The organism is Synechococcus sp. N19 (assembly GCF_900474045.1).
GTDB lineage: Bacteria > Cyanobacteriota > Cyanobacteriia > PCC-6307 > Cyanobiaceae > Parasynechococcus.
Genome location: NZ_UCNR01000018.1, coordinates 81,346 through 101,280, shown reverse-complemented (window position 1 = coordinate 101,280; position 19,935 = coordinate 81,346). Strand labels below are relative to the sequence as shown.

25 protein-coding genes, 1 tRNA gene and 1 pseudogene are annotated in these 19,935 nt (G+C 62.4%); 16 read left to right on the top strand and 11 right to left on the bottom strand.

Annotation, left to right across the window (positions count from 1 at the left end):
• Window positions 1-34: 34 nt before the first annotated feature.
• The 7 genes and pseudogenes from DXY02_RS11440 to DXY02_RS12865 all read left to right on the top strand — a co-directional run.
• Window positions 35-2,224 (top strand): outer membrane protein assembly factor, encoded by a 2,190-nt coding sequence (locus DXY02_RS11440; protein ID WP_114989462.1) that lies wholly within the window; start codon window positions 35-37, stop codon window positions 2,222-2,224.
• On the top strand, window positions 2,224-3,051 hold the full coding sequence (lpxC, locus tag DXY02_RS11435) for a UDP-3-O-acyl-N-acetylglucosamine deacetylase (protein WP_114989461.1): 828 nt from the start codon (window positions 2,224-2,226) through the stop codon (window positions 3,049-3,051). The genes DXY02_RS11440 and lpxC overlap by 1 nt, the downstream gene beginning before the upstream one ends.
• Complete coding sequence (gene fabZ / locus DXY02_RS11430) at window positions 3,048-3,503, top strand: 3-hydroxyacyl-ACP dehydratase FabZ (protein WP_114989460.1); 456 nt, start codon at window positions 3,048-3,050, stop codon at window positions 3,501-3,503. Before lpxC ends, fabZ begins: the two co-directional genes overlap by 4 nt.
• A gap of 5 nt (window positions 3,504-3,508) precedes the next feature.
• Window positions 3,509-4,333: an acyl-ACP--UDP-N-acetylglucosamine O-acyltransferase gene (lpxA, locus tag DXY02_RS11425; RefSeq protein ID WP_114989459.1), complete on the top strand. Its 825-nt coding sequence runs from the start codon at window positions 3,509-3,511 to the stop codon at window positions 4,331-4,333.
• Window positions 4,333-5,514: a lipid-A-disaccharide synthase gene (lpxB, locus tag DXY02_RS11420; protein WP_114989458.1), complete on the top strand. Its 1,182-nt coding sequence runs from the start codon at window positions 4,333-4,335 to the stop codon at window positions 5,512-5,514. The genes lpxA and lpxB overlap by 1 nt, the downstream gene beginning before the upstream one ends.
• The gene (gene msrA, locus DXY02_RS11415; protein ID WP_114989457.1) at window positions 5,511-6,131 is read left to right on the top strand and encodes a peptide-methionine (S)-S-oxide reductase MsrA; all 621 of its coding nucleotides are present in this window, start codon (window positions 5,511-5,513) and stop codon (window positions 6,129-6,131) included. Before lpxB ends, msrA begins: the two co-directional genes overlap by 4 nt.
• 644 nt (window positions 6,132-6,775) lie before the next feature.
• Window positions 6,776-6,901: pseudogene (locus tag DXY02_RS12865) on the top strand (peptide-methionine (S)-S-oxide reductase); the annotation flags it as partial.
• Between the two features lie 211 nt (window positions 6,902-7,112).
• Here DXY02_RS12865 and DXY02_RS12780 read toward each other — a convergent pair.
• Complete coding sequence (locus tag DXY02_RS12780) at window positions 7,113-7,265, bottom strand: hypothetical protein (protein WP_170950491.1); 153 nt, start codon at window positions 7,263-7,265, stop codon at window positions 7,113-7,115.
• Between the two features lie 230 nt (window positions 7,266-7,495).
• Between DXY02_RS12780 and DXY02_RS11405 the strand changes: the two genes are divergently transcribed.
• The 5 genes from DXY02_RS11405 to DXY02_RS11395 all read left to right on the top strand — a co-directional run bounded on the left by DXY02_RS11405 (window position 7,496) and on the right by DXY02_RS11395 (window position 9,200).
• A complete protein-coding gene (locus DXY02_RS11405) occupies window positions 7,496-7,786 on the top strand; it encodes a DUF3104 domain-containing protein (RefSeq protein ID WP_114989456.1) in 291 nt (96 codons plus the stop codon).
• Window positions 7,787-7,977: 191 nt separating this feature from the next.
• Window positions 7,978-8,145 (top strand): DUF4278 domain-containing protein, encoded by a 168-nt coding sequence (locus tag DXY02_RS11400; protein WP_244276317.1) that lies wholly within the window; start codon window positions 7,978-7,980, stop codon window positions 8,143-8,145.
• A 134-nt stretch (window positions 8,146-8,279) separates the two neighbouring features.
• A complete protein-coding gene (locus DXY02_RS12775) occupies window positions 8,280-8,432 on the top strand; it encodes a hypothetical protein (RefSeq protein WP_170950490.1) in 153 nt (50 codons plus the stop codon).
• Window positions 8,433-8,627: 195 nt separating this feature from the next.
• A complete protein-coding gene (locus DXY02_RS12770; RefSeq protein WP_170950489.1) occupies window positions 8,628-8,795 on the top strand; it encodes a hypothetical protein in 168 nt (55 codons plus the stop codon).
• Window positions 8,796-9,017: 222 nt separating this feature from the next.
• Window positions 9,018-9,200: a hypothetical protein gene (locus DXY02_RS11395; protein ID WP_114989454.1), complete on the top strand. Its 183-nt coding sequence runs from the start codon at window positions 9,018-9,020 to the stop codon at window positions 9,198-9,200.
• Between the two features lie 31 nt (window positions 9,201-9,231).
• Here DXY02_RS11395 and DXY02_RS11390 read toward each other — a convergent pair whose 3' ends face one another.
• From DXY02_RS11390 to DXY02_RS11370, 5 genes are all read right to left on the bottom strand, one after another.
• Entirely contained in the window at window positions 9,232-9,468 is a 237-nt protein-coding gene (locus DXY02_RS11390; protein WP_114989453.1) for a hypothetical protein, read from the bottom strand.
• Complete coding sequence (locus DXY02_RS11385) at window positions 9,465-10,934, bottom strand: leucyl aminopeptidase (RefSeq protein ID WP_114989452.1); 1,470 nt, start codon at window positions 10,932-10,934, stop codon at window positions 9,465-9,467. Before DXY02_RS11385 ends, DXY02_RS11390 begins: the two co-directional genes overlap by 4 nt.
• A gap of 56 nt (window positions 10,935-10,990) precedes the next feature.
• Window positions 10,991-11,563, bottom strand: coding sequence for a GIY-YIG nuclease family protein (locus tag DXY02_RS11380; RefSeq protein WP_114989451.1), 573 nt, complete (start codon window positions 11,561-11,563; stop codon window positions 10,991-10,993).
• Complete coding sequence (locus DXY02_RS11375) at window positions 11,563-12,132, bottom strand: hypothetical protein (RefSeq protein WP_114989450.1); 570 nt, start codon at window positions 12,130-12,132, stop codon at window positions 11,563-11,565. Before DXY02_RS11375 ends, DXY02_RS11380 begins: the two co-directional genes overlap by 1 nt.
• A gap of 95 nt (window positions 12,133-12,227) precedes the next feature.
• Entirely contained in the window at window positions 12,228-12,935 is a 708-nt protein-coding gene (locus DXY02_RS11370) for a response regulator transcription factor (RefSeq protein WP_114989564.1), read from the bottom strand.
• A 201-nt stretch (window positions 12,936-13,136) separates the two neighbouring features.
• Here DXY02_RS11370 and DXY02_RS11365 point away from each other — a divergent pair, with 201 nt between their 5' ends.
• Genes DXY02_RS11365 through pyrF form a run of 3 tightly spaced genes read left to right on the top strand, consistent with a single transcriptional unit; the run spans window position 13,137 to window position 15,487 of the window.
• Window positions 13,137-13,466 carry a DUF1825 family protein gene (locus DXY02_RS11365; RefSeq protein WP_114989449.1) on the top strand — a complete coding sequence of 110 codons (330 nt, stop codon included), beginning with the start codon at window positions 13,137-13,139 and terminating at the stop codon, window positions 13,464-13,466.
• Between the two features lie 45 nt (window positions 13,467-13,511).
• Window positions 13,512-14,759 (top strand): tyrosine--tRNA ligase, encoded by a 1,248-nt coding sequence (gene tyrS, locus DXY02_RS11360; RefSeq protein WP_114989448.1) that lies wholly within the window; start codon window positions 13,512-13,514, stop codon window positions 14,757-14,759.
• On the top strand, window positions 14,759-15,487 hold the full coding sequence (gene pyrF / locus DXY02_RS11355; protein WP_114989447.1) for an orotidine-5'-phosphate decarboxylase: 729 nt from the start codon (window positions 14,759-14,761) through the stop codon (window positions 15,485-15,487). Before tyrS ends, pyrF begins: the two co-directional genes overlap by 1 nt.
• A gap of 19 nt (window positions 15,488-15,506) precedes the next feature.
• Here the strand turns inward: pyrF and plsY are convergent, their stop codons facing one another.
• The 5 genes from plsY to DXY02_RS11330 all read right to left on the bottom strand — a co-directional run bounded on the left by plsY (window position 15,507) and on the right by DXY02_RS11330 (window position 19,732).
• Window positions 15,507-16,112: a glycerol-3-phosphate 1-O-acyltransferase PlsY gene (gene plsY, locus DXY02_RS11350; protein WP_114989446.1), complete on the bottom strand. Its 606-nt coding sequence runs from the start codon at window positions 16,110-16,112 to the stop codon at window positions 15,507-15,509.
• Window positions 16,109-17,128 (bottom strand): DUF3086 domain-containing protein, encoded by a 1,020-nt coding sequence (locus DXY02_RS11345; protein WP_114989445.1) that lies wholly within the window; start codon window positions 17,126-17,128, stop codon window positions 16,109-16,111. The genes plsY and DXY02_RS11345 overlap by 4 nt, the downstream gene beginning before the upstream one ends.
• A gap of 107 nt (window positions 17,129-17,235) precedes the next feature.
• A complete protein-coding gene (locus DXY02_RS11340) occupies window positions 17,236-17,661 on the bottom strand; it encodes a DUF3119 family protein (protein ID WP_114989444.1) in 426 nt (141 codons plus the stop codon).
• Complete coding sequence (locus tag DXY02_RS11335) at window positions 17,658-18,407, bottom strand: ABC transporter permease (protein ID WP_114989443.1); 750 nt, start codon at window positions 18,405-18,407, stop codon at window positions 17,658-17,660. The genes DXY02_RS11340 and DXY02_RS11335 overlap by 4 nt, the downstream gene beginning before the upstream one ends.
• Complete coding sequence (locus DXY02_RS11330) at window positions 18,404-19,732, bottom strand: MFS transporter (protein WP_114989563.1); 1,329 nt, start codon at window positions 19,730-19,732, stop codon at window positions 18,404-18,406. The genes DXY02_RS11335 and DXY02_RS11330 overlap by 4 nt, the downstream gene beginning before the upstream one ends.
• Window positions 19,733-19,863: 131 nt before the next feature.
• Here DXY02_RS11330 and DXY02_RS11325 point away from each other — a divergent pair.
• Window positions 19,864-19,934 (top strand) — tRNA-Gly (locus DXY02_RS11325).
• Window position 19,935: the final 1 nt, after the last annotated feature.

Below are 19,935 nucleotides of genomic sequence, written 5' to 3'. Positions count from 1 at the left end.
CAACTTTTGTGGCTTCGGCCCAGCCTGCGTCTCGATGATCCGCCGTTCGACCCGCCGCTCCTCGGTTGCTGTTCGTGGCACGGTTTTGGGTCTGATGCTGGGGATCCCCCTGGTGGCTCCACCTGTGATGGCTCAGGAGGTCATGTCTGGAGACCAAGCTGCTGAGGGTGAAGAGGTCGTTGTTGAAGACACCCTGGTGGAACAGCCCCGGGTGCTGATCTCCGAGCTGCTGATTGAGGGTCTCGAGGGTCACCCAGAAGAGGAACGTCTTCAGATCTCCACCTACGACGCCATGCAGGTGCGTCCGGGAATGCGTGTGACCCGTGAGGAGCTGCAGAACGATCTGAATGGCATTCAGGCCACAGGTTGGTTCTCGGATGTGCGGATCGTTCCGCAGAACGGACCGCTCGGGGTTCAAGTGGTTGTTCAGGTGCAGCCCTTCCCTCCGCTGAGTGCTGTGGAGATCAACGGTGACGAGGAGAATCTCCTCTCGGATGAGCTGATTGAGCAGACGTTTGCCTCCGATTACGGCCGTACGCTCAATCTCAACGATCTGCAGCAGCGGATGAAGGCCCTGCAGGCCTCAGTGGCCGGTAAGGGCTATTCCCTGGCGCGAGTGTCCGGTCCGCAACGGGTCAGTCCTGAGGGTGTGGTTACGTTGAAGCTGCTCCAGGGGAGTGTTGCGGGTGTCGATGTCAAATTCCTCACCCAAGATGGCGATGACACCGATGAGAACGGCAATCCCATCCGCGGCAAAACCAGGGAGTGGGTGATCACCCGAGAGGTTTCGATTCAGCCTGGCGATCCCTTCAATCGCAACCAGCTGGAGCGGGATATCAAACGGTTGTACAGAACCCAGCTGTTCAGCGATGTGAAGGTGACGTTGCGGCCAGTGCCCGCGCAGCCTGGCGATGTTGTGATTGTTCTTGGCATCGTTGAGCAGTCCACCGGACAGCTCTCCGGTGGTCTTGGCTACAGCCAAAGCCAGGGTGTGTTTGGTCAGGTGCAGTTGCAGGAAACCAATTTCCTTGGCAGAGCTTGGAATTTGGGCACCAACATCACCTACGGGCAATACGGCGGACTTGCCAACCTCAACTTCTCGGACCCCTGGATTTACGGCGATAAGCACCGCACGAGCTTCCGCACGTCTCTCTTCTTGAGTCAGCAGGTGCCTCAGGTCTTCCAGAGCGATGACAATGGCAACATCCGTACGGCAAAGGAATATGCCAATAATGGCTCCAATTCTGCTTATGAAATAGGCAATATTTACAACTTTACGGGAGGTATTGCAGCTCCTGATGATGTGAATTTGGCGCAAGCCGCTTATCCGAATCGCAGTTGGTTCGACTACGAGGGCGACACTGTGGTCCTGCGCAAGACTGGCGGCAGCTTCTCCTTCGCCCGTCCTTTGAACGGTGGTGATCCGCACAAAGATGCTAAGTGGAGTGTTGTGGCCGGCATGTCTTTTGCTGAAGTGCGGCCAATCAACTTTGCAGGTGATTCAAGGCCCTACGCCGTCTCCTCCAAAAAGCGCAGTGAAGGGAGTGGTGAGGTCGGCAAAGATGAAATTATTTGCGTTTCGTATAACTGCGCAGATAGCAACACACTCATTGGGACTCGTTTTGCTACTACCTACAACACGCTCAACAATTCCCGCAATCCCACCGTCGGGAGGTTTTTCTCGGCCGGAACTGAGCAATTCGTGGGAATCAATAACGACTCTCCCACTTTCAACCGGTTGCGGGCCAGCTACACGCAGTTCTTCCCAGTGGACTGGCTCAAGCTTCATAAGAGCTGTCGACCCAAGCCCGGCGAGCAGGCCGATTGTCCGCAGGCCATTGGTTTGCAGATTAAAGGCGGCCTCCTCATGGGTGAAGCTCCCCCCCACGAGGCGTTTTGCATGGGTGGCTCCAACTCGATTCGTGGTTGGTATGACTGCGATCTAGCTGTTTCGAAGGCCTTTAGTGAATTGACGATCGAGTACCGCTTCCCCTTGATCAGTATTTTCTCCGGTGAATTGTTCATGGATGCTGGTACTGATTTCGGCACTCAGGAGGATGTGCCTGGTAAACCCGGTCTGCTTCTGGATAAAGACGGTTCTGGTGTCTCTGTGGGTAGTGGAGTGATCGTTACCACCCCAGTCGGCCCAATCCGCTTGGAGGTGGCCACTAAAGACTTTTCATCCGACTATCGCTTCAATCTGGGCGTGGGCTGGAAGTTCTAGTGACCAGCTGGCCCCAGAACTACTCCGCTGGTTGGACACTGGCGGAGCAAACATCACGCTCTGGCATTGGCCTCCACAGTGGAGCTGAGGCCACGGTGGAGCTTCGGCCAACGGATCAGCCGGGGTTCCACATGCGTTTGCCGGGGATGGAGCAGCCTATCCAGCTGCGGCCGGATCAGGTGCGCGACAGCCAGTTGTGCACAACCTTGGATTTGGGCTCCAGCAAGGTTGCCACTGTTGAACATCTACTGGCCGCTCTGGCCGGTTGTGGGCTTAGCCATGTGGAGATTGGCCTCAACGGCCATGAAGTGCCCCTGCTGGATGGCTCAGCGCTTGGTTGGGTGGAGGCCATTGCCACCGCTGGGTTGGTGCCGGCGGCCACCCCGCGGCCTGCTACACCGCGGCTGGAGCAACCACTGCTGCGCACCCGCGGCAACAGTGTGATCACCGCCACTCCGTCAGATTGCTTTGGTGTTGTAGGCATCATCGATTTCCCGCAGGCGGCCATCGGTCGACAGCAATTCGCCTTGGAGCTAACGCCCCAACGCTTCGTCGATGAGATCGCTCCAGCACGCACTTTTGGGTTCCGGGAGCAGGTGGAGCAGCTGCGCGCTGCGGGATTGATCCAGGGCGGAGCTCTGGACAATGCCCTGGTCTGTGACGGTGATCAGTGGATGAATCCACCGTTGCGGTTCGAGGATGAACCAGTGCGCCATAAGCTCTTGGACCTAATCGGCGACCTGGCCCTCGTCGGTTTTCCCCAGGCACAGGTTCTTGTGTACAAGGGATCCCATGGTCTTCACACCGATCTCGCAGCCGCTTTGTGACTGAATCCACCACCCCAAACGTCGTGCTCACCAGCGAGCAGATCGCCGGTTTGCTCCCGCACCGTTATCCCTTCGCGCTGGTGGATCGGGTCATCGCCCATGAGCCCGGGGTTTCCGCCACGGCGATCAAGAACGTGACCATGAACGAGCCCCAGTTTCAGGGGCATTTCCCCGAGCGTCCCCTGATGCCTGGGGTGCTGATTGTTGAGGCGATGGCGCAGGTGGGTGGTCTGATTGTGACCCAGATGCCCGATCTGCCGAAGGGACTGTTCGTGTTTGCAGGGATTGACGGGGTACGCTTCCGGCGCCCTGTGGTTCCTGGAGATCAGCTGGTGATCCGTTGTGAACTGCTCAGCCTCAAGCGCAAACGTTTCGGCAAGGTGAAGGCGGAGGCCACAGTTGACGGCGATCTGGCCTGCTCCGGGGAATTGATGTTCTCCCTGGTGGACTGAGCGGGATGTCGCAGCAAACGGCGTCACAGCAAATCCACCCAACGGCGGTGGTGGACCCGAAGGCCGAGCTGGCCTCCGGCGTGGTCATCGGCCCGGGTGCGGTGGTCGGCCCTGAGGTGGTGATCGGAGAGAACACCTGGATCGGTCCCCATGCTGTGCTGGATGGTCGGCTGACCCTTGGCCGTGAAAACAAGGTGTACCCGGGCGCCTGCCTGGGTCTTCCGCCGCAGGATCTCAAGTACCGCGGTGCTAACACCGAGGTGTTGATCGGTAATGGAAACACGCTGCGGGAATGCGTGACGATCAACCGCGCCACCGAAGAGGGTGATGTGACCCGCATCGGTAACGGCAACCTGCTGATGGCTTATTGCCATCTGGGCCACAACTGCGATCTCGGCAACAACATCGTCATGTCCAACGCCATTCAGGTGGCGGGCCACGTGGTGATCGAAGACCGTGCAGTAATCGGTGGCTGTCTGGGCATTCACCAGTTTGTTCACATCGGTGGGATGGCGATGGTGGGCGGGATGACCCGTGTCGACAGAGATGTTCCCCCCTATTGCCTGGTCGAAGGCCATCCGGGCCGCGTGCGGGGTTTGAACCGTGTGGGCCTGCGGCGCCGTGGCCTAGCTGCCAACCATGACGGTGCTGAACTCAAGCAGCTTCAGGAGATCTGGACCCTGATGTATCGCTCTGACCTGGTGATTGCCGATGCGCTTCAGCAGGCCAGAAGCCAGCCCTTGCTGCCGGCGGCTGAGCACTTCTGCAGGTTCCTTGAAGCCTCCACGGGTCAGGGTCGACGGGGGCCGATGCCGGTGCAGGGCCGCTGATGGTTCGGCTGCTGATCAGCACCGGGGAGGTCTCCGGTGATCTGCAGGGCAGCCTGTTGATTCGCGCCTTGCGGTTGGAGGCGGAACGACGGGGACTTGAGCTGGAGGTGCTGGCTCTGGGTGGCCCGCGCATGGAAGCGGCGGGTGCCGTGTTGATCGCCGACACCGCGCCCATGGGGGCGATCGGCCTGTGGGAGGCCCTTCCCTTGATTCTTCCCACGCTGCGGCAACAGGCCCGGGTGGATGCGCTGTTGGAGGACAAGCCCCTTGATGGGTTGGTGCTGATCGACTATGTCGGGGCCAATGTGCGCTTGGGCACGCGGCTGCGGCGCCAGCAACCCGAGCTTCCGATCACCTATTACATCGCCCCCCAGGAATGGGCCTGGCGCTTTGGTGATGGCAGCAGCACTCGATTGATCGAATTCACCGACAAGGTACTGGCGGTTTTCCCTGCTGAGGCCGAGTTCTATGGCGCCCGCGGTGCGGATGTGAGCTGGGTGGGCCATCCGTTGCTGGACAACTTTCAGAACATGCCCGATCGCGCCAGCGCCCGCCGCCAAATGGGTCTGGACCCTGATGCCCCAGTGCTGTTGTTGCTGCCGGCCTCGCGGACCCAAGAGTTGCGCTATCTGATGCCACCGTTGGCCCAGGCGGCGGCCTTGTTGCAGCAAAGCCATCCTGATCTTCAGGTGCTGCTGCCCGCTGGGCTTGCACAGTTCGAAGCGCCCCTGGCTGCAGCGCTGCAGGAGGCCGGCGTGCGCAACGCCCGGGTGATTCCCGCTGCTGAAGCGGATGGGTTGAAGACCACCTTCTGTGCGGCTGCGGATCTCGCCTTGGGCAAATCCGGCACGGTGAATCTGGAGCTGGCCCTGCAGGGGGTTCCCCAGGTGGTGGGGTACCGCGTGAGCCGACTGACGGCCTGGGTTGCCCGCCACGTGCTGCGCTTCCAGGTGGATCACATTTCGCCGGTGAATCTGTTGCTCAAGCAGCGGTTGGTGCCGGAACTGCTGCAGGACGAACTCACGGCCGAAGCCTTGGTGGAGAGGGCGCTCCCCCTGTTGACTGCTACACCGGAGCGCCAGGCCATGCTGGTGGGGTACGCGCGGCTGCGGACCACCCTGGGTGCTCCTGGGGTCACCGAGCGGGCGGCCAAGGCCATCTTTGATCAGGTGATCGGATGAAACGAACCCTGCTGCTGCTGTTCACCTGCCTGATGCTGCTCAGCTGGCCCCAGCGCGCCATGGCTGAGCTGCAGACGGCGGTCTTTGCCGGTGGCTGTTTCTGGTGTTTGGAGCACGACCTGGAACATCTGCCCGGGGTGCGTGATGCCGTGAGCGGCTACAGCGGCGGGCAGCTGGAGCGCCCCACCTACCGGCAGGTGAGCAGTGAGACGACTGGTCATCAGGAAGCGGTGCAGGTGCGTTTTGACCAGGATCAGATCAGCTACGCGGAGCTGCTGCGCAGCTATTGGCGCAATGTGGACCCCCTCGATGGCGGCGGCCAGTTCTGCGACCGCGGCGATTCCTACCGGCCGGTGATCTTCACGGCTGATGACGCTCAGGCTCTGGCTGCTGAGATCAGTGCGGCGGCGGCGGCCCGCGAGCTCGGACAACCACGGTCTGCTTTGAAGGTGGAGCTCCGGCAGGTGGCTCGTTTCTGGCCTGCCGAGGGGTACCACCAAAATTATGCTCAAAATAATGCCCTGAAGTACAACTACTACCGCTGGGCATGTGGAAGAGATAAGCGACTAGATGATATTTGGGGCGCAAAAGCTCGATCCAATGCTGAATGGAATTGACCTGAGTCTGACCCTATTAGCCTCAGCAATTACTCTCGTAACCCTTCCTATGTCAAAGCACATAATCCTTAGGGATCGATGATAAAAATTTTGGAGATAGGCGATGGCGGACGAAACCACTAAAACTCCTGGAAAAAGCTGGCATTCTCTTGGTGCTAGCGACAGGGTTGTTTGCCCTTAAGCACTCGCTGAAATAACTGTATATAACGTCAATGCAATTCACGAGCTTTTTAGTGAAAATGAATTGGCAACGAAAAATTACCACATTAAAAATGCACCTGTATTTGGAAGAGTAGACAAAGTTGATGATGAAAGCGTAGCCATTGAGGGCGACAGTGAATTTGGTCACCTTTTTTGTAAATATAGTAGTCAAGATTTGAATAAAGTTCTTGCTCTTCGAGAAGACAGCAGGGTAAAGATTCGTGGAACACTTGAAATCAGCTGGGCGCCTTGGCGTATGTGCCTAAATATGTACAATTGCAGTGTGATTTAACTCCTTAGGACTCAGCAAGCGTCGCAACAAGCCCTGCGGCAAAGATCATTTGTCATGGTTGAGCCTGGTATGGCAATCCAGATGCTGCCTGCTTCTCTGTGCGACGTTGCTATGTATATCAACTGTTTAGGTCGACATATTGAACTCCTGCCACCAGAACTACGCGGAGAACAACGCCGTCAAATACAACTTCTACCGGTTCAGCTGCGGTCGTGACCGCAGACTCGACAGCGTCTGGGGCGACAACGCTCGCTCCGGTAACGCCTGGGGGAAGTAGGGCTGCCGCAGCCTCATTCCTCGGCTGAGCGCCCGCGGATGCGGGCACGGTCGCTCAGCCAGATGATCACCCGCGTGATCGCCCACGCGAGGGCGACGCCCAACAGGATCGAGAGCAGCGACTCCACAGCACAGCACTTGAGGACACCGGCAGTTGCCGGATGCTCCTCAATATGCCGATCTGATCAAGGAATGCGTGGGGACTGTTGCGATCAGTCGCTTGCTTTGGCGTCCTTGTCCTTCTCTTTTGCTGGCTGTGTCGTGGCCTGAGGCTTGGATGCCGCCTTGCAGGCCAGAGAGGCTTCCAGGCGCTGCAGCTGCGCTTCGCGCAGGGCATCGGAAATGCTGAGAGTGCGGTCAGTCATCGATTGGCGTTCTAGACGGCGGCAGGCTCAGGGCCTTGTGCGATCGAGAGGGGGCCTACGGGTCTGAAGACTGTCGAAACCTAGACGCCCACGGGTCAACGTCCGGGAGCAAAAGTGCTTACGTCAGTGTCTGGCAACACGTCTGCGCTTCAACGCCAGCGCGATTGACGGCTTGCCAAACCCATATCGCCATGGCTATGAGTACAGGTGTACTAATTTCTGGGTGGCTCATGTCGGTTGATCACGGTGATCTCGCGGTGAAGGCGGAGGCTCCCTTTCTCCACGTCCGCCCAGGGCACTTTGTGATCGTCGCTGGAGACCAGCTCGATCAAGGGGATTGGTGGATGGGGCAGGTGCTCTTCTGCGAGGGAAGTGCTCGCCACCCCAGGCTTCCGTCGCTGTTTCAGGTGGCTGACGTGGATACGGGCGTCATCAAATGGATCAATGCCGATGCGGTCTCGGATGTGATCTGGTCGATGGATGGATGGCCCACCAGTGCGCCTGTCTCTTCCGGCTGTTGATTGAGAAGGGCTGTTGATCGAGTAGGGGCCTTGATCAAGGGGCGGTGTGTATTCGCGCGAACGGCACGGGCTTGACGGCTGTCTTATAAGTAGTTTGTAGCTGTTGCTACAAAACGTTCACCCCCTCTTGAGGGGGGCGCAGATGCTCCAAGCCATGGAACGGGGACTTGGATTTCTTCGAGGAACATCCAATGACTGCACTTCTCTATCGAGGCCACATCTACGCAGCAGCTCCAGCCACTCCCAAGGCCTGCGTTGAATTGACCTACCGCCGCGAGCACTACAACACCTGTCGCCAGGAACTTATCGGCGAAAGCCGCCGCACCCTCACCTACCGGGGCGTCACCTACACCAAGTAGCCCGAAGCACCCGTTGGTTCCTGCCCCTGCCCCCTTTCAAGGGCAGGGGCTTTTTGTTGGGTAGTCGGATGGAGGCAAGCCACGGTCCAAGGAAGATCCCGACATCCTGTGGGCGAGCCAGTCAGCATTCGCCGATGGGATCGGATCTCACCGCCATCGTGATCTCCTCGGTGTTTCTTGGGGTGGGTTTTGTGATTGCCAAATTCTTCCCCGAAGCCGCGTTGCTGGCGGCGGTGTTCCTGGTGGGGTTGGCGATTCTGAACGTCGCCCTTGTTCTTGTGGCCTGATGCCCAAAAAAAGAGGGGGTGTTCCCTAAGTACCCCCGCTCGACGCATTGCCCCTTCACCGAAAGGAGCCACCGCAGGATGGCCTGGGCTCCCGTGGCTGGTCGTCGCTATTACGACAAAAGGCCAGGCGCTGCGGGCGCCCTCGCGGCGTTGACAGGGGCCGCACCATGAGCATGTTCACTATGAACTTTTTTCATGGCAAACGTCCGCGAGATGGTCAACACCCATCTGCCCGTCGCGCTCAAGCTGATCAACAGCGCCGCCCTGGTTGCGATCGCGCTTTCAACCCTTTGCGCTGCTGGCTCTCTGCGTGAGATGTCTGGCAGGTCTGCTGCTCCAGCGGCTGTCACTGAAGCCAACTGAGCCCAATGAAATGGAGCGATACCCCGTATCGCTCCAGGGGATTTGCCGCCCGTTACTTGATCAAATCTGGTCGAATTCCTTAAGAAACCAACATCCAACCTGTTGAAAAGATTAAGCGCGGCAACCTGATTGATTCAGCAAGTTCTCAGTGAACAGACGGGTTTCCGGCCATCGACGATGCTTCAGTCCATGCTTACGATCAGTCGGTGAGAGGAGGGTTGTATGTATCTGCTGACCATTAAGGATGGTCTTGGCACCCGTCATATCGGTCCCTACGCGTCGCCGAAGCACGCATCGGATGATCTAGATCGGGTGTTGGAAACCTGCTCTGAACGAGCACGGTGGCAGATTCATGCATTGGAAACCCCAGACCGCACCCTCGAATTGCAGGCGGTTGCTTCCTGAGAATTTTTCGTCCTGAACCTGGGCGCCCTGATCAGTTCTGACGTCGCCCTGGAAAGCCTCGGGTCAGTCCGCTGTCGATCATCAGGCCGATGCCGGCATTGATGCAGATCAGGCTGAGGGTTCCGTACCAGAACCAGGGGCCTGCGTCCTTGCCCAGCATCTGAACCACCTTGCGGCTCACCGCCTCGCCGAATAGGCAGAGGCCCACCGGGAGCAGCAGCACCCCCAGCTGGGCCTTGATGTACCAGCGCACCGGGGAGCGGCTCATGACTGGGCCAGCACCCAGTTCACAAGGGTGCGCACGCCGTAGCCGGTGGCACCAGCGGGATTGACGCCTTTGCCCTTGTCACTCCAGACCGGGCCGGCGATGTCGATGTGGGCCCAGGCGGTGTCTTTGGCCACGAACTCCTTGAGGAACAGCGCTGCTGTGATCGAACCACCGGGCCGCGGGCCGGTGTTCTTCATGTCGGCCAGCAACGATTTCAATCCATCCCTGTAGGACTGCCGCAGTGGCATGCGCCAGAGCCCTTCACCGCCCGTCTGAGCAGCGGCATCGAGGGCCTCCGCCAGGTCGTCATTGTTGGACCACAGCCCGGCCATCTCATCCCCCAGGGCAATCACGCAGGCTCCGGTGAGGGTGGCCAGATCCACCACGGCATCAGGCTTCTGCTCACAGGCGTAGAGCAGGGCATCGGCCAGGGTGAGGCGGCCTTCAGCGTCGGTGTTGTTGATCTCAATCGTCATGCCGTTGGCGGCCGTGACGATGTCGCCGGGGTGGACGGCGGAGCCGTTCACCATGTTTTCGCAGGAGGCCACCACCATGTGCACCTCAACGCCGGCCGGCTTGAGTTCGGCGATGCTGCGCATGGCACCGATCACAGCGGCACTGCCGCCCATGTCGAACTTCATCATGTCGATCTGGGCGGCCCCCACCTTGAGGTTGTAACCACCGGAATCGAAGGTGAGGCCTTTGCCCACCAGGGCAACGCGGCGTTTCACCTCGCCCTCGGGGCGATAGATCAGATGGATGAACTTGGGGGGTAGATCGGAGCCCTGGCTCACCGCCAGGAAGGCCCCCATCCCCTTGGCTTCGCAGTCGCTGCGCTCGAGCACCTTGAGCTCAAGGCCATGGTCCTTGGCGATGCCGGCGGCAGTGTCGGCGAGGGCCGCCGGGGTGACCACGTTCGGAGGGGCCGCCACCAGCTCCCGGGCCAGTTCCACACCGGCGCAGGTGGCATTCACTGCCGCAAAGCCGCTTTCGGCGGCGGGGTCGAGCTCGATCAGCTCCAGGGCCTCGGGGATCCGGCGCGGGTCCGGCTCCATGCGGAAGCGTTGGTCTTTGTAGAGGCAGAGCCGCACCGCTTCAGCACAGATGCGGGCGGCTTCTATGGCATCGGTTCCCGCCCAGGGCAGGTGCAGGCCGAGGCTGCCCTCACAACCGATGGCGGCCTTGGCGGCCCGGGCGGCGGCGCCGCGCAGGCGCTCGGCATCGATTGCATCGCTCTCGCCCAGGCCCAGCACCACCAGGCGCTGCGGGCCCCCGCCCAGGGGCGTGATCACCAGTTGATCACCGGGCTTGCCTTTGAACTCCTGCTGCTTGAGGGCCTCGGTGATGCCGGCAAAGCGTTGTTCCAGGGCCGTTGCCGTGGCATCGACATCGCCCTGGGGCAGCCCCACCGCCAGCACATCGCCGTTCCACTCCTGCAAACCGGCGGAGGACAGGGAGAAGCGCATGGGTGGACGCGTCAACAAAAGATGAGCGTAGCGATCCTGTGCGACGCCCTCGGCCCCTAAAGCTCTGCGGTGAAGGGGGTGGCCCAGCGCTGGCGGGTTTCCTTATTGAACGGCGGCCACCAGCGTTGGATCAGCTGTTGTTCCAGGGCCCGCCGGGCGCGGGTGGCCCGGGGCACATCGCAGCTGAAGCGGATGCTCAGCTGAGCGCTCAGCTCACAGCGCTGCAGGGCTTCGCCATAGGCGGCGAGATAGGCCTTGCAGTCGTGATCACCTTTCCAGCGGCGCTCGGCCGCCAGGGTTTCGCCCACATACAGCAGAAGCGGCTGCTCCAGCTGGGCTGGCCTGTCCATAACCAGATAAATCGCTGCTCCGCGGTGGGACGGTTCCGGCCAGCGCCAGAAACTCATCGCCAGGGGGGTCAGGGCCAGTGGATCGATGCCCGCCGCAGCGTCATCGGGGCTGGCACCGAACAGATCCCCCTGGGCCGTGCTGGCACGTTCGCGGCGGAACAGTGGCGCTTGATGGGCATGCAGCCGCGCTTGCCAGGCGAGCAGCTGCTCCCGTTGCAGGGGCAGGTCGGGCCCGTTGTTGAAGGCCAGCGCACCGGTGGAGAACAGATCTCCCTGCATCAGGGCAGCGGCAGGCTGGGCCCGGCGCGGCGGCGGCCGAAATTCACCCGGCCGATCAGGGCCTCCACGCTGCTGGCGGGAAGGCAGAGCCGCTCCTGCAGATCGGCCAGATCCTTGAAACCGGCGCGGCGGCGTTCGCGCATCAGGTTGGCCAGCCGTTGTTCCGGCCAGCCCAGCAGCGCCAGCTGATCGGTGCTGGCGTTGTTGAGGTCGAGTGGAGCGGCCTGCGGCTGCGGTGGGGCATCGCCGTGCCACTGGAAGAGCAGATGGGGGGTCCAGAGCCTGACCAGATCACTAGGCAGCTCCAGCAGCCGGAACAGATCATCGGCACTGGCGAATTGCACCCCACCCCGCTGCAGCCGCACCAGCAGATCGGCTGTGTCCTGGCTGCAGCCAGGCAGTTGCAGCCACTGATCGCGGCTGGCCCGGTTCACATCCATCACCCAAGTAGGCGGCTCGGGCACGGTTGGTAAAGGCTGCGCTGGGGCCGGCCGGGGTGGTGCTGGCAGCTGTCCGGTGGCCTGCAGCACCCGCCTGGCCAGGGGATCCAACCAGTGGCTGCGGGGCATGCTGCTCAGCAGAGATGGGCTGACCTTAACGAGGGTGCAGGGGCTGCGTCAGCGCAACTTGAGCACCTGGACGCCGTGGCACGGATCGGGTCACTTCAGGCCGAGGGGGTCCAGCGGGGAATCGGCAGCGGTGGATCCACCAGGTTGCGCTGAAAGGCGATCAGCACCGCCTGGGTGCGGCTTTTGGCATCGAGTTTGCGCAGCAGTCCGGTGACGCAGTGCTTAGTGGTTTCAATCGAGAGGTGCAGCTGATCGGCAATCTCCTGATTGCTGAGGCCCTTGCAGAGCCCGCGCAGCACGTCCTCTTCCCGCAGGCTCAGCACGTCGCTGAGGGGATGGGCGGCGCCTTTGGGGCCGCGGTCGTGGTTGGCCACGCCGGCAATCACCGAGTCCATGTGGCTGCCATCGCTCTCCATGGCGCGCAGCACGCTGAGCAGGCCGCCGTTGCCGATGCGCTCATGGCTGCAAAGCCCTTCGCATTGCGCCTTGGCCGCCGCGTGAATCGTGCTGAGCAACGGACGCTGAATCAACATCAGGCAGCGCAGGGAGGGCTGCTGGGCCTTGGCGGCTGCCACCAGGGAGGGGCCGGTGCCGCGCTCGAGCTGGTCGCTGCAGATCAGCAGATCAGCGGCTGTGTTGCGAAGGCAGGCGAGGGCTTCTGTTTCGGTGCTGGCGGCTCCCACCAGGGAGCCGATGCCATCAAGGCTGTGCACCAGGCCGCTGATCAAGACGCGATCGGCGGAGGCCACCACGATGCGGCGCCCCTCCAACAGATGCCGGTGGCGCTGGGGAAGCTCACGCATCGCGCCGAGCTGAGCGGTGAAGTCCACATCCTGGAGGCGGCCCGAAACTCACCATGGATTCGGATGCCAGCGGAGGGTGGTGCGGGTCAGCAAGACCGTACAAAACCTTTGTGTGAACGGCCATCAAAGGTGCGGCGATCACCCCCAATGCCGCTGGCGAATCCTTGGCAGACTTTGCCGAAGCAGTGAGCAACGCCGACGATGGCCTTCTTCGATTCCGACATCGTTCAGGACGAAGCCAAGCGCCTGTTCAGCGACTACCAGCAGCTGATGCAGTTGGGCAGTGAGTACGGCAAGTTCGACCGGGAGGGCAAGAAGAAGTACATCGAGACGATGGAAGAGCTGATGGGCCGCTACCGGGTGTTCATGAAGCGCTTTGAACTCTCGGAGGATTTCCAGGCCAAGCTCACGGTGGAGCAGCTGCGCACCCAGCTCAGCCAGTTCGGCATCACCCCTGAGCAGATGTTCGATCAGATGAACTCCACCCTTGAGCGGATGAAGGCGCAGATCGAGCAGCCGCCTTCTAGCTGAGCCAAGACTCGTACGATCTCCAGCGCTCGCTCGTTGCGCCTCCCCATGCCGGACTCCATCCCGTCGTTGCCGGATTGGTTGTCGCGGGGCATGGCCGACCTGTTCCCGGCCGGGGATCCCAGTGATGCGGATCAGGCCCTGGCGGCCCGGTTGGCACAGGCCGACAAGGAAGGCCGGCCGCTGCGGGTGAAGCTGGGCATCGACCCCACCGGCAGCAACATCCACCTGGGTCACAGCATCCTGTTCCGCAAATTGCGGGCCTTCCAGGACGCGGGCCACACGGCGGTGCTGATCATCGGCGATTTCACGGCGCGGATCGGAGATCCCACCGGCAAGAGCGCCACGCGGGTGCAGCTCACCAAGGAGCAGGTGGCCGCCAACGCCTCCACTTATTTGCGCCAGTTGGGGCAAGACCAGCCGAAGGAAACGGCGCTGCTCGATTTCGAAACCCCCGGCCGCCTGGAGGTGCGATACAACTCCGAGTGGCTGGAGGGCATGGACCTACCGGCGGTGATCGGCCTGCTCGGCACTGGAACTGTGGGCCAGATGCTGGCCAAGGACGACTTCTCCAAGCGCTACGGCAGCGGCACCCCGATCGCCCTGCACGAGTTTCTCTACCCGCTGCTGCAGGGCTACGACTCTGTGGCGGTGAATGCGGATGTGGAGCTGGGCGGCACCGATCAGAAGTTCAACGTGGCCATGGGCCGCGACCTGCAGCGCCATTTCGACAAGGGCACCCAGTTCGGCCTGCTGCTGCCGATTCTGGTGGGTCTGGACGGGGTGCAGAAGATGAGCAAGAGCCTCGGCAACGTGGTGGGGCTGGAGGAGGATCCGCTCTCGATGTACTCCAAGCTGGAGAAAATCGGCGATGCGGCGATCGACGACTACGTCACGTTGCTGACCGATCTGGATCTGGCGTCGTTGCCGGAGAACCCCCGCGACAAGCAGAAGGCGATGGCCCTGGCGGTGACCGCCAGCCGTCATGGCATCGAAGCAGCCCAGAAGGCCCAGCGCGATGCCGCTACCCTGGTGGGTGGCAGCGGTGATGCCGGCGCTGATGTGCCCGAGGCGTCGCTGGCTGAGGTGAATTTCCCGGCTAAGGCCTTTTATCTGTTCAGTGCCGTGGGAATCTGCGCCAGCAGCAGCGAGGCCCGCCGTCAGATCAAGGGCGGTGCGGCGCGCCTAGAAGGCGAGAAGATCACCGACCCCAACAAGGAGTTCGCCTCAGCGGCGGAGCTGGAGGGCAAGGTGCTGCAATTGGGCAAGAAGACCTTCCGTCGTTTGGTGGGCTGATGACCTTGCATCCCGCTGATCCCGCCGATCGGATCATCGTGGCCCTCGATGGCATGGCGCCTGAGCAGGCGCTGCGCTTTGCCGCCCAGGTGGAGGGGCTGCGCTGGGTGAAGGTGGGCCTGGAGCTGTTTGTGCAGGCCGGCCCGGAGGTGGTGGCCCAGCTGCGCGAGCAGGGGCTGCGGGTGTTTCTTGATCTCAAATTTCACGACATCCCGGCCACGATGGCCGGTGCCTGCCGGCGGGCGGCGGCGCTGGGGGCCGAACTGATCACAGTGCATGCCTGCGCCGGCAGCGAAGCGCTCAAGGCAGCTCAGGCCGCGGCAGAGGAAGGGGCCCAAGGGGCTGGCCAACCCGCCCCCACCTTGCTGGCGGTGACCGTGCTCACCAGTTGGGAGGAGCAGCGATTGCAACGGGAACTCGCCATTGCCCAGGGCATCGCCGAACGGGTGCCGGCGTTGGCGCAGCTGTCGGCGACTTCCGGCATCGGCGGGTGTGTGTGTTCACCTCTGGAGGCCGCGGCATTGCGGTCTCAGCATCCAGAACCGTTTGCCTTGGTGACCCCGGGCATTCGCCCCAAAGGGGCAGCTGTGGGTGATCAGGCCCGGGTGATGGGGCCGGCTGAAGCACTTGCAGCAGGGGCCAGCCAGCTGGTGATTGGTCGTCCGATCACTAAGGTCGACGACCCCAGTGCGGCATTTGCCGCCTGTTGCGCAGAGCTCATGTGCTGATCGCTGTTGGCGGCAGTGCTCAAGACTTCTGGCCGATCTTGGGTTCGGTGCCCGCCAACAGCCGCTCGATGTTGCTGCGATGGCGCCAGAGCACCATCAGGCTGGCTACGAGCGACACCACCACGTAGGCGCTGCTGCCGCCGGAGATCAGCATCAACAGCGGCAGTCCGATGGCGGCCACCACGCTGGAGAGTGACACGATCCGGAAGATCGAGATCACGGCCATGAACAGGCCAAAGCAAGCAAGCCCCACCGGCCAGGCTAATCCCAAAAACATGCCCAGGCCGGTGGCCACCGCCTTGCCGCCCTTCCAGCCCAGCCATACCGGCCAGATGTGACCCGCCAACGCTGCCAGGCCCGCCAGTACCTGCAGCCAGTCGCTGAGGCCAACGCTCTTCGCCAGCAGCACCGCCAGGGCGCCTTTGCCCACATCGATCAGGAACACCACCAGGGCTGGGCCCTTGCCCACGTTGCGCAGCACGTTGGTGGCGCCGGTGCTGCCGGAGCCGCAGTCGCGCAGGTCGATGCCCTTGAGCCAGCGGCCGGCGAGGTAACCGCTGGGGATGGCTCCCAGCAGGTAGCCGATGGCCAGGAGCAGCAGGGATGTGAGGGCTGTTTGGATCACAGCAGGTCGTCGTCGTCGAGGCGTTCACCTGGTCCGGCCGCGAAGGCCAGCCAGAGGGGGAACTGAAGCACAGGGATGTCGACGCTGCGCTCGGCGGCATCGATAAGGATCAACGGCACTTCGCCTCGCTCCTCCAGCCGGTCGGCCCGCTCCACCAGGGCCTCCGGGCGTTCGAATAGCACGATGCCGCTGCTGGGGCCGAAGTCTTCCCGGCCCAGGCCAAGGGCATCCTGCAGGCCGCGCCGCCATTCGCCGAGCCGTTCGGGCCCTCCGGCCAGCACCAGGCACTGGAACTGATCGCCATACAGCTCGCCGATCACCGCGATCAGGGCCGCGCTCACCAGGATGTTGCGCGGCCGAGTGCCGCGGCTGGGCTGGGCGCCCCGTCCGCCTTGATTGAAGAACCAGTCCTCCAGCAGAGCCGTGTCGCGGGCATCGATGCTGCGCCGCAGGTTCCAGGGGTCGGCGTAGACGTCGGGTTGTTTGAGGAAGCGCTCCAGGGTCTGGCGGATCAGCTCTTCATCGGGGCGGAAGGTGTCGGCCACTGCGGGCGGCGGAGTGCTCTCGCCGGCCTTCTCCGGCGCCGCTGCGTTGTCTGCCGCCTGATCGAGGGGGGAGGGCTGCACCACCATCGGCTGCACCACCAGCTCCAGGTTTTCCACGCTCTGTACCAGGTCCTGCAGGGCGCCGCCCAGGTACTCCTGGAAGCCCTTCACGCGGCGGGCGATGGCGTCCGATTGGCCGGCGAAGTTGGCCTTCAGCTCGGTCTCGAGTTGCTGCTTGCGGGAGCTGAGGGCGTTGATCTCCGCTTCCAGGGCATCGCGGCGGTCCTGCAGATCCTTGAGGGCCAGCTCCATCACGGGATTGGCTTCTGCGGCGGCGGGCTCGGTGCTGGTGGTGTTGGCGGGTTCTGCGCTGGTGTCGCTGCTGGTTTCCGTCGGGGGCTGCTCCGGTTCAGGCGCCTGGGGGGTCAGGTCGGTGTCGTCGGGCATTGCGTCAGCTGCCGTGCTCTCCATCCCTCCATTCCAGCCGACCAGGCCGCAGAAAAAAAGGTGGCATCACAACTGCGACAGGGATTCACGAAATTGCATGGATATCAGAACGAAATCGTCTCGAAATCGTGCTATTTCTCGCTATTGCTCGTGTTGTCTTCCGTGTCGTCGTTCGGTACTTCCAGAGCTCCTACCCGCAGTTCCAGCTGTTCCCGCAGCTCCTTGGGGCTGAACAGGATCGGCAGGAAGTGAATGCTCTGGGTTTCGCGGAAATAAAACAGGCCTGGCAACCAGGGGGCGAAGAGCCGCCAGCTCAGCCATTGGTCGTAGGGGAAACGCCGCAGCTCGCGGCTGTTCTGCCATACGATCAAAGTGTATTCCTTGAATTCCAGTCGCAGGCTGGCGCTCTGGATCAGTAGAAACAGGCCGAACAGCACCACCACCAAGGTGGGCCAAGGTGAAAGCGGCAGTGGCAGGAGTGCCAGGCCAAGGGCCACCACCAGCAAAGGAAGCCGCACGTCTGGCTTGAGGGTGACGGGGTCGGGGGTTGAACTCATGCTCCGAACAGCACCTGGGTGAGAACGACATCCATTAGGGCCACCAGGATCAGGATCATCACCACCGCACCGGTGGTGCTGGTGCCCACTTCCTTGGGACCACCGCGGGTGGTCAGGCCCCAGCCACAGGCCACTGTCGCGATGATCAGCCCGAACACCAGGGCTTTCACCAGCATGAAGGGCAGGTCCAGTGGGTTCATCCAGGTCTGCACCGAGATCCAGAACACCGCCGGAGGGATGTTGTAGAGGGCCGTGCTAGTGAGCTGGCCTGACCACACCGCCACGAAGAAGAAGAAAAAGCACTGCACCGGTGCCATCACCACCATGGCGATCATCCGGGGCACCACCAGGTACTCCACCGGGTCGGTGCGCAGCATGGTAATCGCATCGATTTGTTCGGTCACCTTCATCGTGCCCAGCTGGGCGGCGTAGGCGGTGGCCACCTTGCCGGCCAGCAGGGTGGAGGTGAGCAGGGGCGCGATCTCCCGTGCTAGGCCGATCGCCAGGATGCCGCCCACCGTTGATCCCGCCCCCTGGCGGGTGAGTTCTGCGGCCACCTGAATGTTGAACACCGAGCCGGCGGCCACCGAGATGATCAGCACGATCAGCAGGCTGCCGGGGCCGGCCTCCAGCATTTGCTCAAACAGCTCGCCCCGATTGATGCGACCGCGCAGGGTGGCGGCCACGGCCTGGCCTCCGATCAGCAGGCTGGTGCCCAGGCGTTTGATAGAGCGGGGCGTGTTCATCCGGCGGCCTTCTGCAGGTGGGCTCCACGGTCGGGCCAGCCTCGCATCACCACAAGGCCAAGCATCACAAGGATGGCGGGAATCAGACCCATGCAGAGGCGGATCGCCAGCAGGGCTGAATCCGGCTGTTCGATGAAACTCAGTGCCCCGCTGCAGTTGCCCCCCTTGGCGGAGATGTAGCCGGTGAGCGAGAGCAGGCTGCCAAACACCGACATGGTCAGGCCGATGATCAGCTTCTGCCCGAACACCATCCAGGCGGTGTAAAGCCCGGCGGGTTTGCTCGGATCAGCGTCGATCGCATCGGGCAGCAGCGACCAGGGGATCAGGTAGGCCGTCGCCGCTCCCACCCCCACCAGGGCAATCAGCCCCACCAGCGGCAGCAGTTGCAGCGGGCCGGGATCTGCCGCTAATGGCGGGAACAGCATTGAAAGCAAGCAGGCGCTGATCCATAGCCCCGCGCCCCAGCGCAGGGTGGCGACGCGTCCGATGCGGTTGCTGAGGTTGCTCCAGAGCTGAAGCCCCAGCAGGGCGGCGATCTGGAAAGGCAACAGGATCCAGGTGGAGAGGTTGGCGGGCACATGCACCACCTGCACCAGCCAGATCAGGGCCACCACCTGCATCAGTTGCAGGCCGAACCAGAGCAGCAGATACAGCCCCAGCACCTGGCGGAAAAGGGGGTTGGCCATCACCCGCTTCAGCTGCTGCATCGGCGGTTCGTTGTTGGGCACCGGCCGTTGGGCCCGCTTGGCGTAGGGGGCCAGGCCCCAGCAGCAGAGCAGCGTGGTGGTGGCGGCGATGCTGCCGGTGATCCGGCCCATGGCCAGGTAGCCCCCACCTCCGTCGGTGAGCACCACCGAAGCCACGATCAGTCCGCTCAGGCCCGCCAGGATTGATCCGGTAAACCGCGCCGCATTCAGGCGGGTGCGAATAGCGGTGTCCGGCGTGAGTTCGGTGCTGAGGGCCGCGTAGGGCAGGTTGACGCTGGTGTAAGCGGTCATCAGCAACACCGCCATCACCGCGTAATACGTGGTGCGCTGCAGCGTGTCGCCCGGGGGCACCCACCACATCGCCGTCAGGCTGATGCCCAGCGGCAGGGCTGCGGTCAGCATCCAGGGCAGGCGCGGGCCCCAGCGGCTGCGGGTGTGATCGCTGAGCCAACCGATCAACGGATCATTCAGCGCGTCCCACACCTTGCTCACCGTGAGCAGAGAACCGGCGATGAAGGCCGGCAGGCCAGCCGCGCAGATGAAAAACGGAAAGAGGTAGAAGCCCAGCTGAGTGGCGGCAAGTCCGGTGCCGGCGTCGCCCAGGCCGTAGGCCAGCATCAGCCTGCGGCGGGATCCCTGCAGGGATGCGTCGGTCGGTGTCACGCGGAGGCTTGGGGCAGGCGGATTGCCATAATGAATGCGTGCTTACGACACCACCAGCCCCTGGGGCAGTGGTTCGTTTGTACTACGCGGGTGTTGTGTAATGGTAAGACCTCAGCCTTCCAAGCTGATGACACGGGTTCGATTCCCGTCACCCGCTC

Bases quoted from the DNA above. Each gene is read 5' to 3' on its own strand.
- DXY02_RS11440 (WP_114989462.1), top strand. From the start codon at position 35: ATGATCCGCCGTTCGACCCGCCGCTCCTCGGTTGCTGTTCGTGGCACG.
- lpxA (WP_114989459.1), top strand. From the start codon at position 3,509: ATGTCGCAGCAAACGGCGTCACAGCAAATCCACCCAACGGCGGTGGTG.
- lpxB (WP_114989458.1), top strand. From the start codon at position 4,333: ATGGTTCGGCTGCTGATCAGCACCGGGGAGGTCTCCGGTGATCTGCAG.
- msrA (WP_114989457.1), top strand. From the start codon at position 5,511: ATGAAACGAACCCTGCTGCTGCTGTTCACCTGCCTGATGCTGCTCAGC.
- DXY02_RS12780 (WP_170950491.1), bottom strand. From the start codon at position 7,265: ATGACTGACCGCACTCTCAGCATTTCCGATGCCCTGCGCGAAGCGCAG.
- DXY02_RS11405 (WP_114989456.1), top strand. From the start codon at position 7,496: ATGTCGGTTGATCACGGTGATCTCGCGGTGAAGGCGGAGGCTCCCTTT.
- DXY02_RS11400 (WP_244276317.1), top strand. From the start codon at position 7,978: ATGACTGCACTTCTCTATCGAGGCCACATCTACGCAGCAGCTCCAGCC.
- DXY02_RS12775 (WP_170950490.1), top strand. From the start codon at position 8,280: ATGGGATCGGATCTCACCGCCATCGTGATCTCCTCGGTGTTTCTTGGG.
- DXY02_RS12770 (WP_170950489.1), top strand. From the start codon at position 8,628: ATGGCAAACGTCCGCGAGATGGTCAACACCCATCTGCCCGTCGCGCTC.
- DXY02_RS11395 (WP_114989454.1), top strand. From the start codon at position 9,018: ATGTATCTGCTGACCATTAAGGATGGTCTTGGCACCCGTCATATCGGT.
- DXY02_RS11390 (WP_114989453.1), bottom strand. From the start codon at position 9,468: ATGAGCCGCTCCCCGGTGCGCTGGTACATCAAGGCCCAGCTGGGGGTG.
- DXY02_RS11385 (WP_114989452.1), bottom strand. From the start codon at position 10,934: ATGCGCTTCTCCCTGTCCTCCGCCGGTTTGCAGGAGTGGAACGGCGAT.
- DXY02_RS11380 (WP_114989451.1), bottom strand. From the start codon at position 11,563: ATGCAGGGAGATCTGTTCTCCACCGGTGCGCTGGCCTTCAACAACGGG.
- DXY02_RS11375 (WP_114989450.1), bottom strand. From the start codon at position 12,132: ATGCCCCGCAGCCACTGGTTGGATCCCCTGGCCAGGCGGGTGCTGCAG.
- DXY02_RS11370 (WP_114989564.1), bottom strand. From the start codon at position 12,935: ATGCGTGAGCTTCCCCAGCGCCACCGGCATCTGTTGGAGGGGCGCCGC.
- DXY02_RS11365 (WP_114989449.1), top strand. From the start codon at position 13,137: ATGGCCTTCTTCGATTCCGACATCGTTCAGGACGAAGCCAAGCGCCTG.
- tyrS (WP_114989448.1), top strand. From the start codon at position 13,512: ATGCCGGACTCCATCCCGTCGTTGCCGGATTGGTTGTCGCGGGGCATG.
- pyrF (WP_114989447.1), top strand. From the start codon at position 14,759: ATGACCTTGCATCCCGCTGATCCCGCCGATCGGATCATCGTGGCCCTC.
- DXY02_RS11345 (WP_114989445.1), bottom strand. From the start codon at position 17,128: ATGGAGAGCACGGCAGCTGACGCAATGCCCGACGACACCGACCTGACC.
- DXY02_RS11340 (WP_114989444.1), bottom strand. From the start codon at position 17,661: ATGAGTTCAACCCCCGACCCCGTCACCCTCAAGCCAGACGTGCGGCTT.
- DXY02_RS11335 (WP_114989443.1), bottom strand. From the start codon at position 18,407: ATGAACACGCCCCGCTCTATCAAACGCCTGGGCACCAGCCTGCTGATC.
- DXY02_RS11330 (WP_114989563.1), bottom strand. From the start codon at position 19,732: ATGCTGGCCTACGGCCTGGGCGACGCCGGCACCGGACTTGCCGCCACT.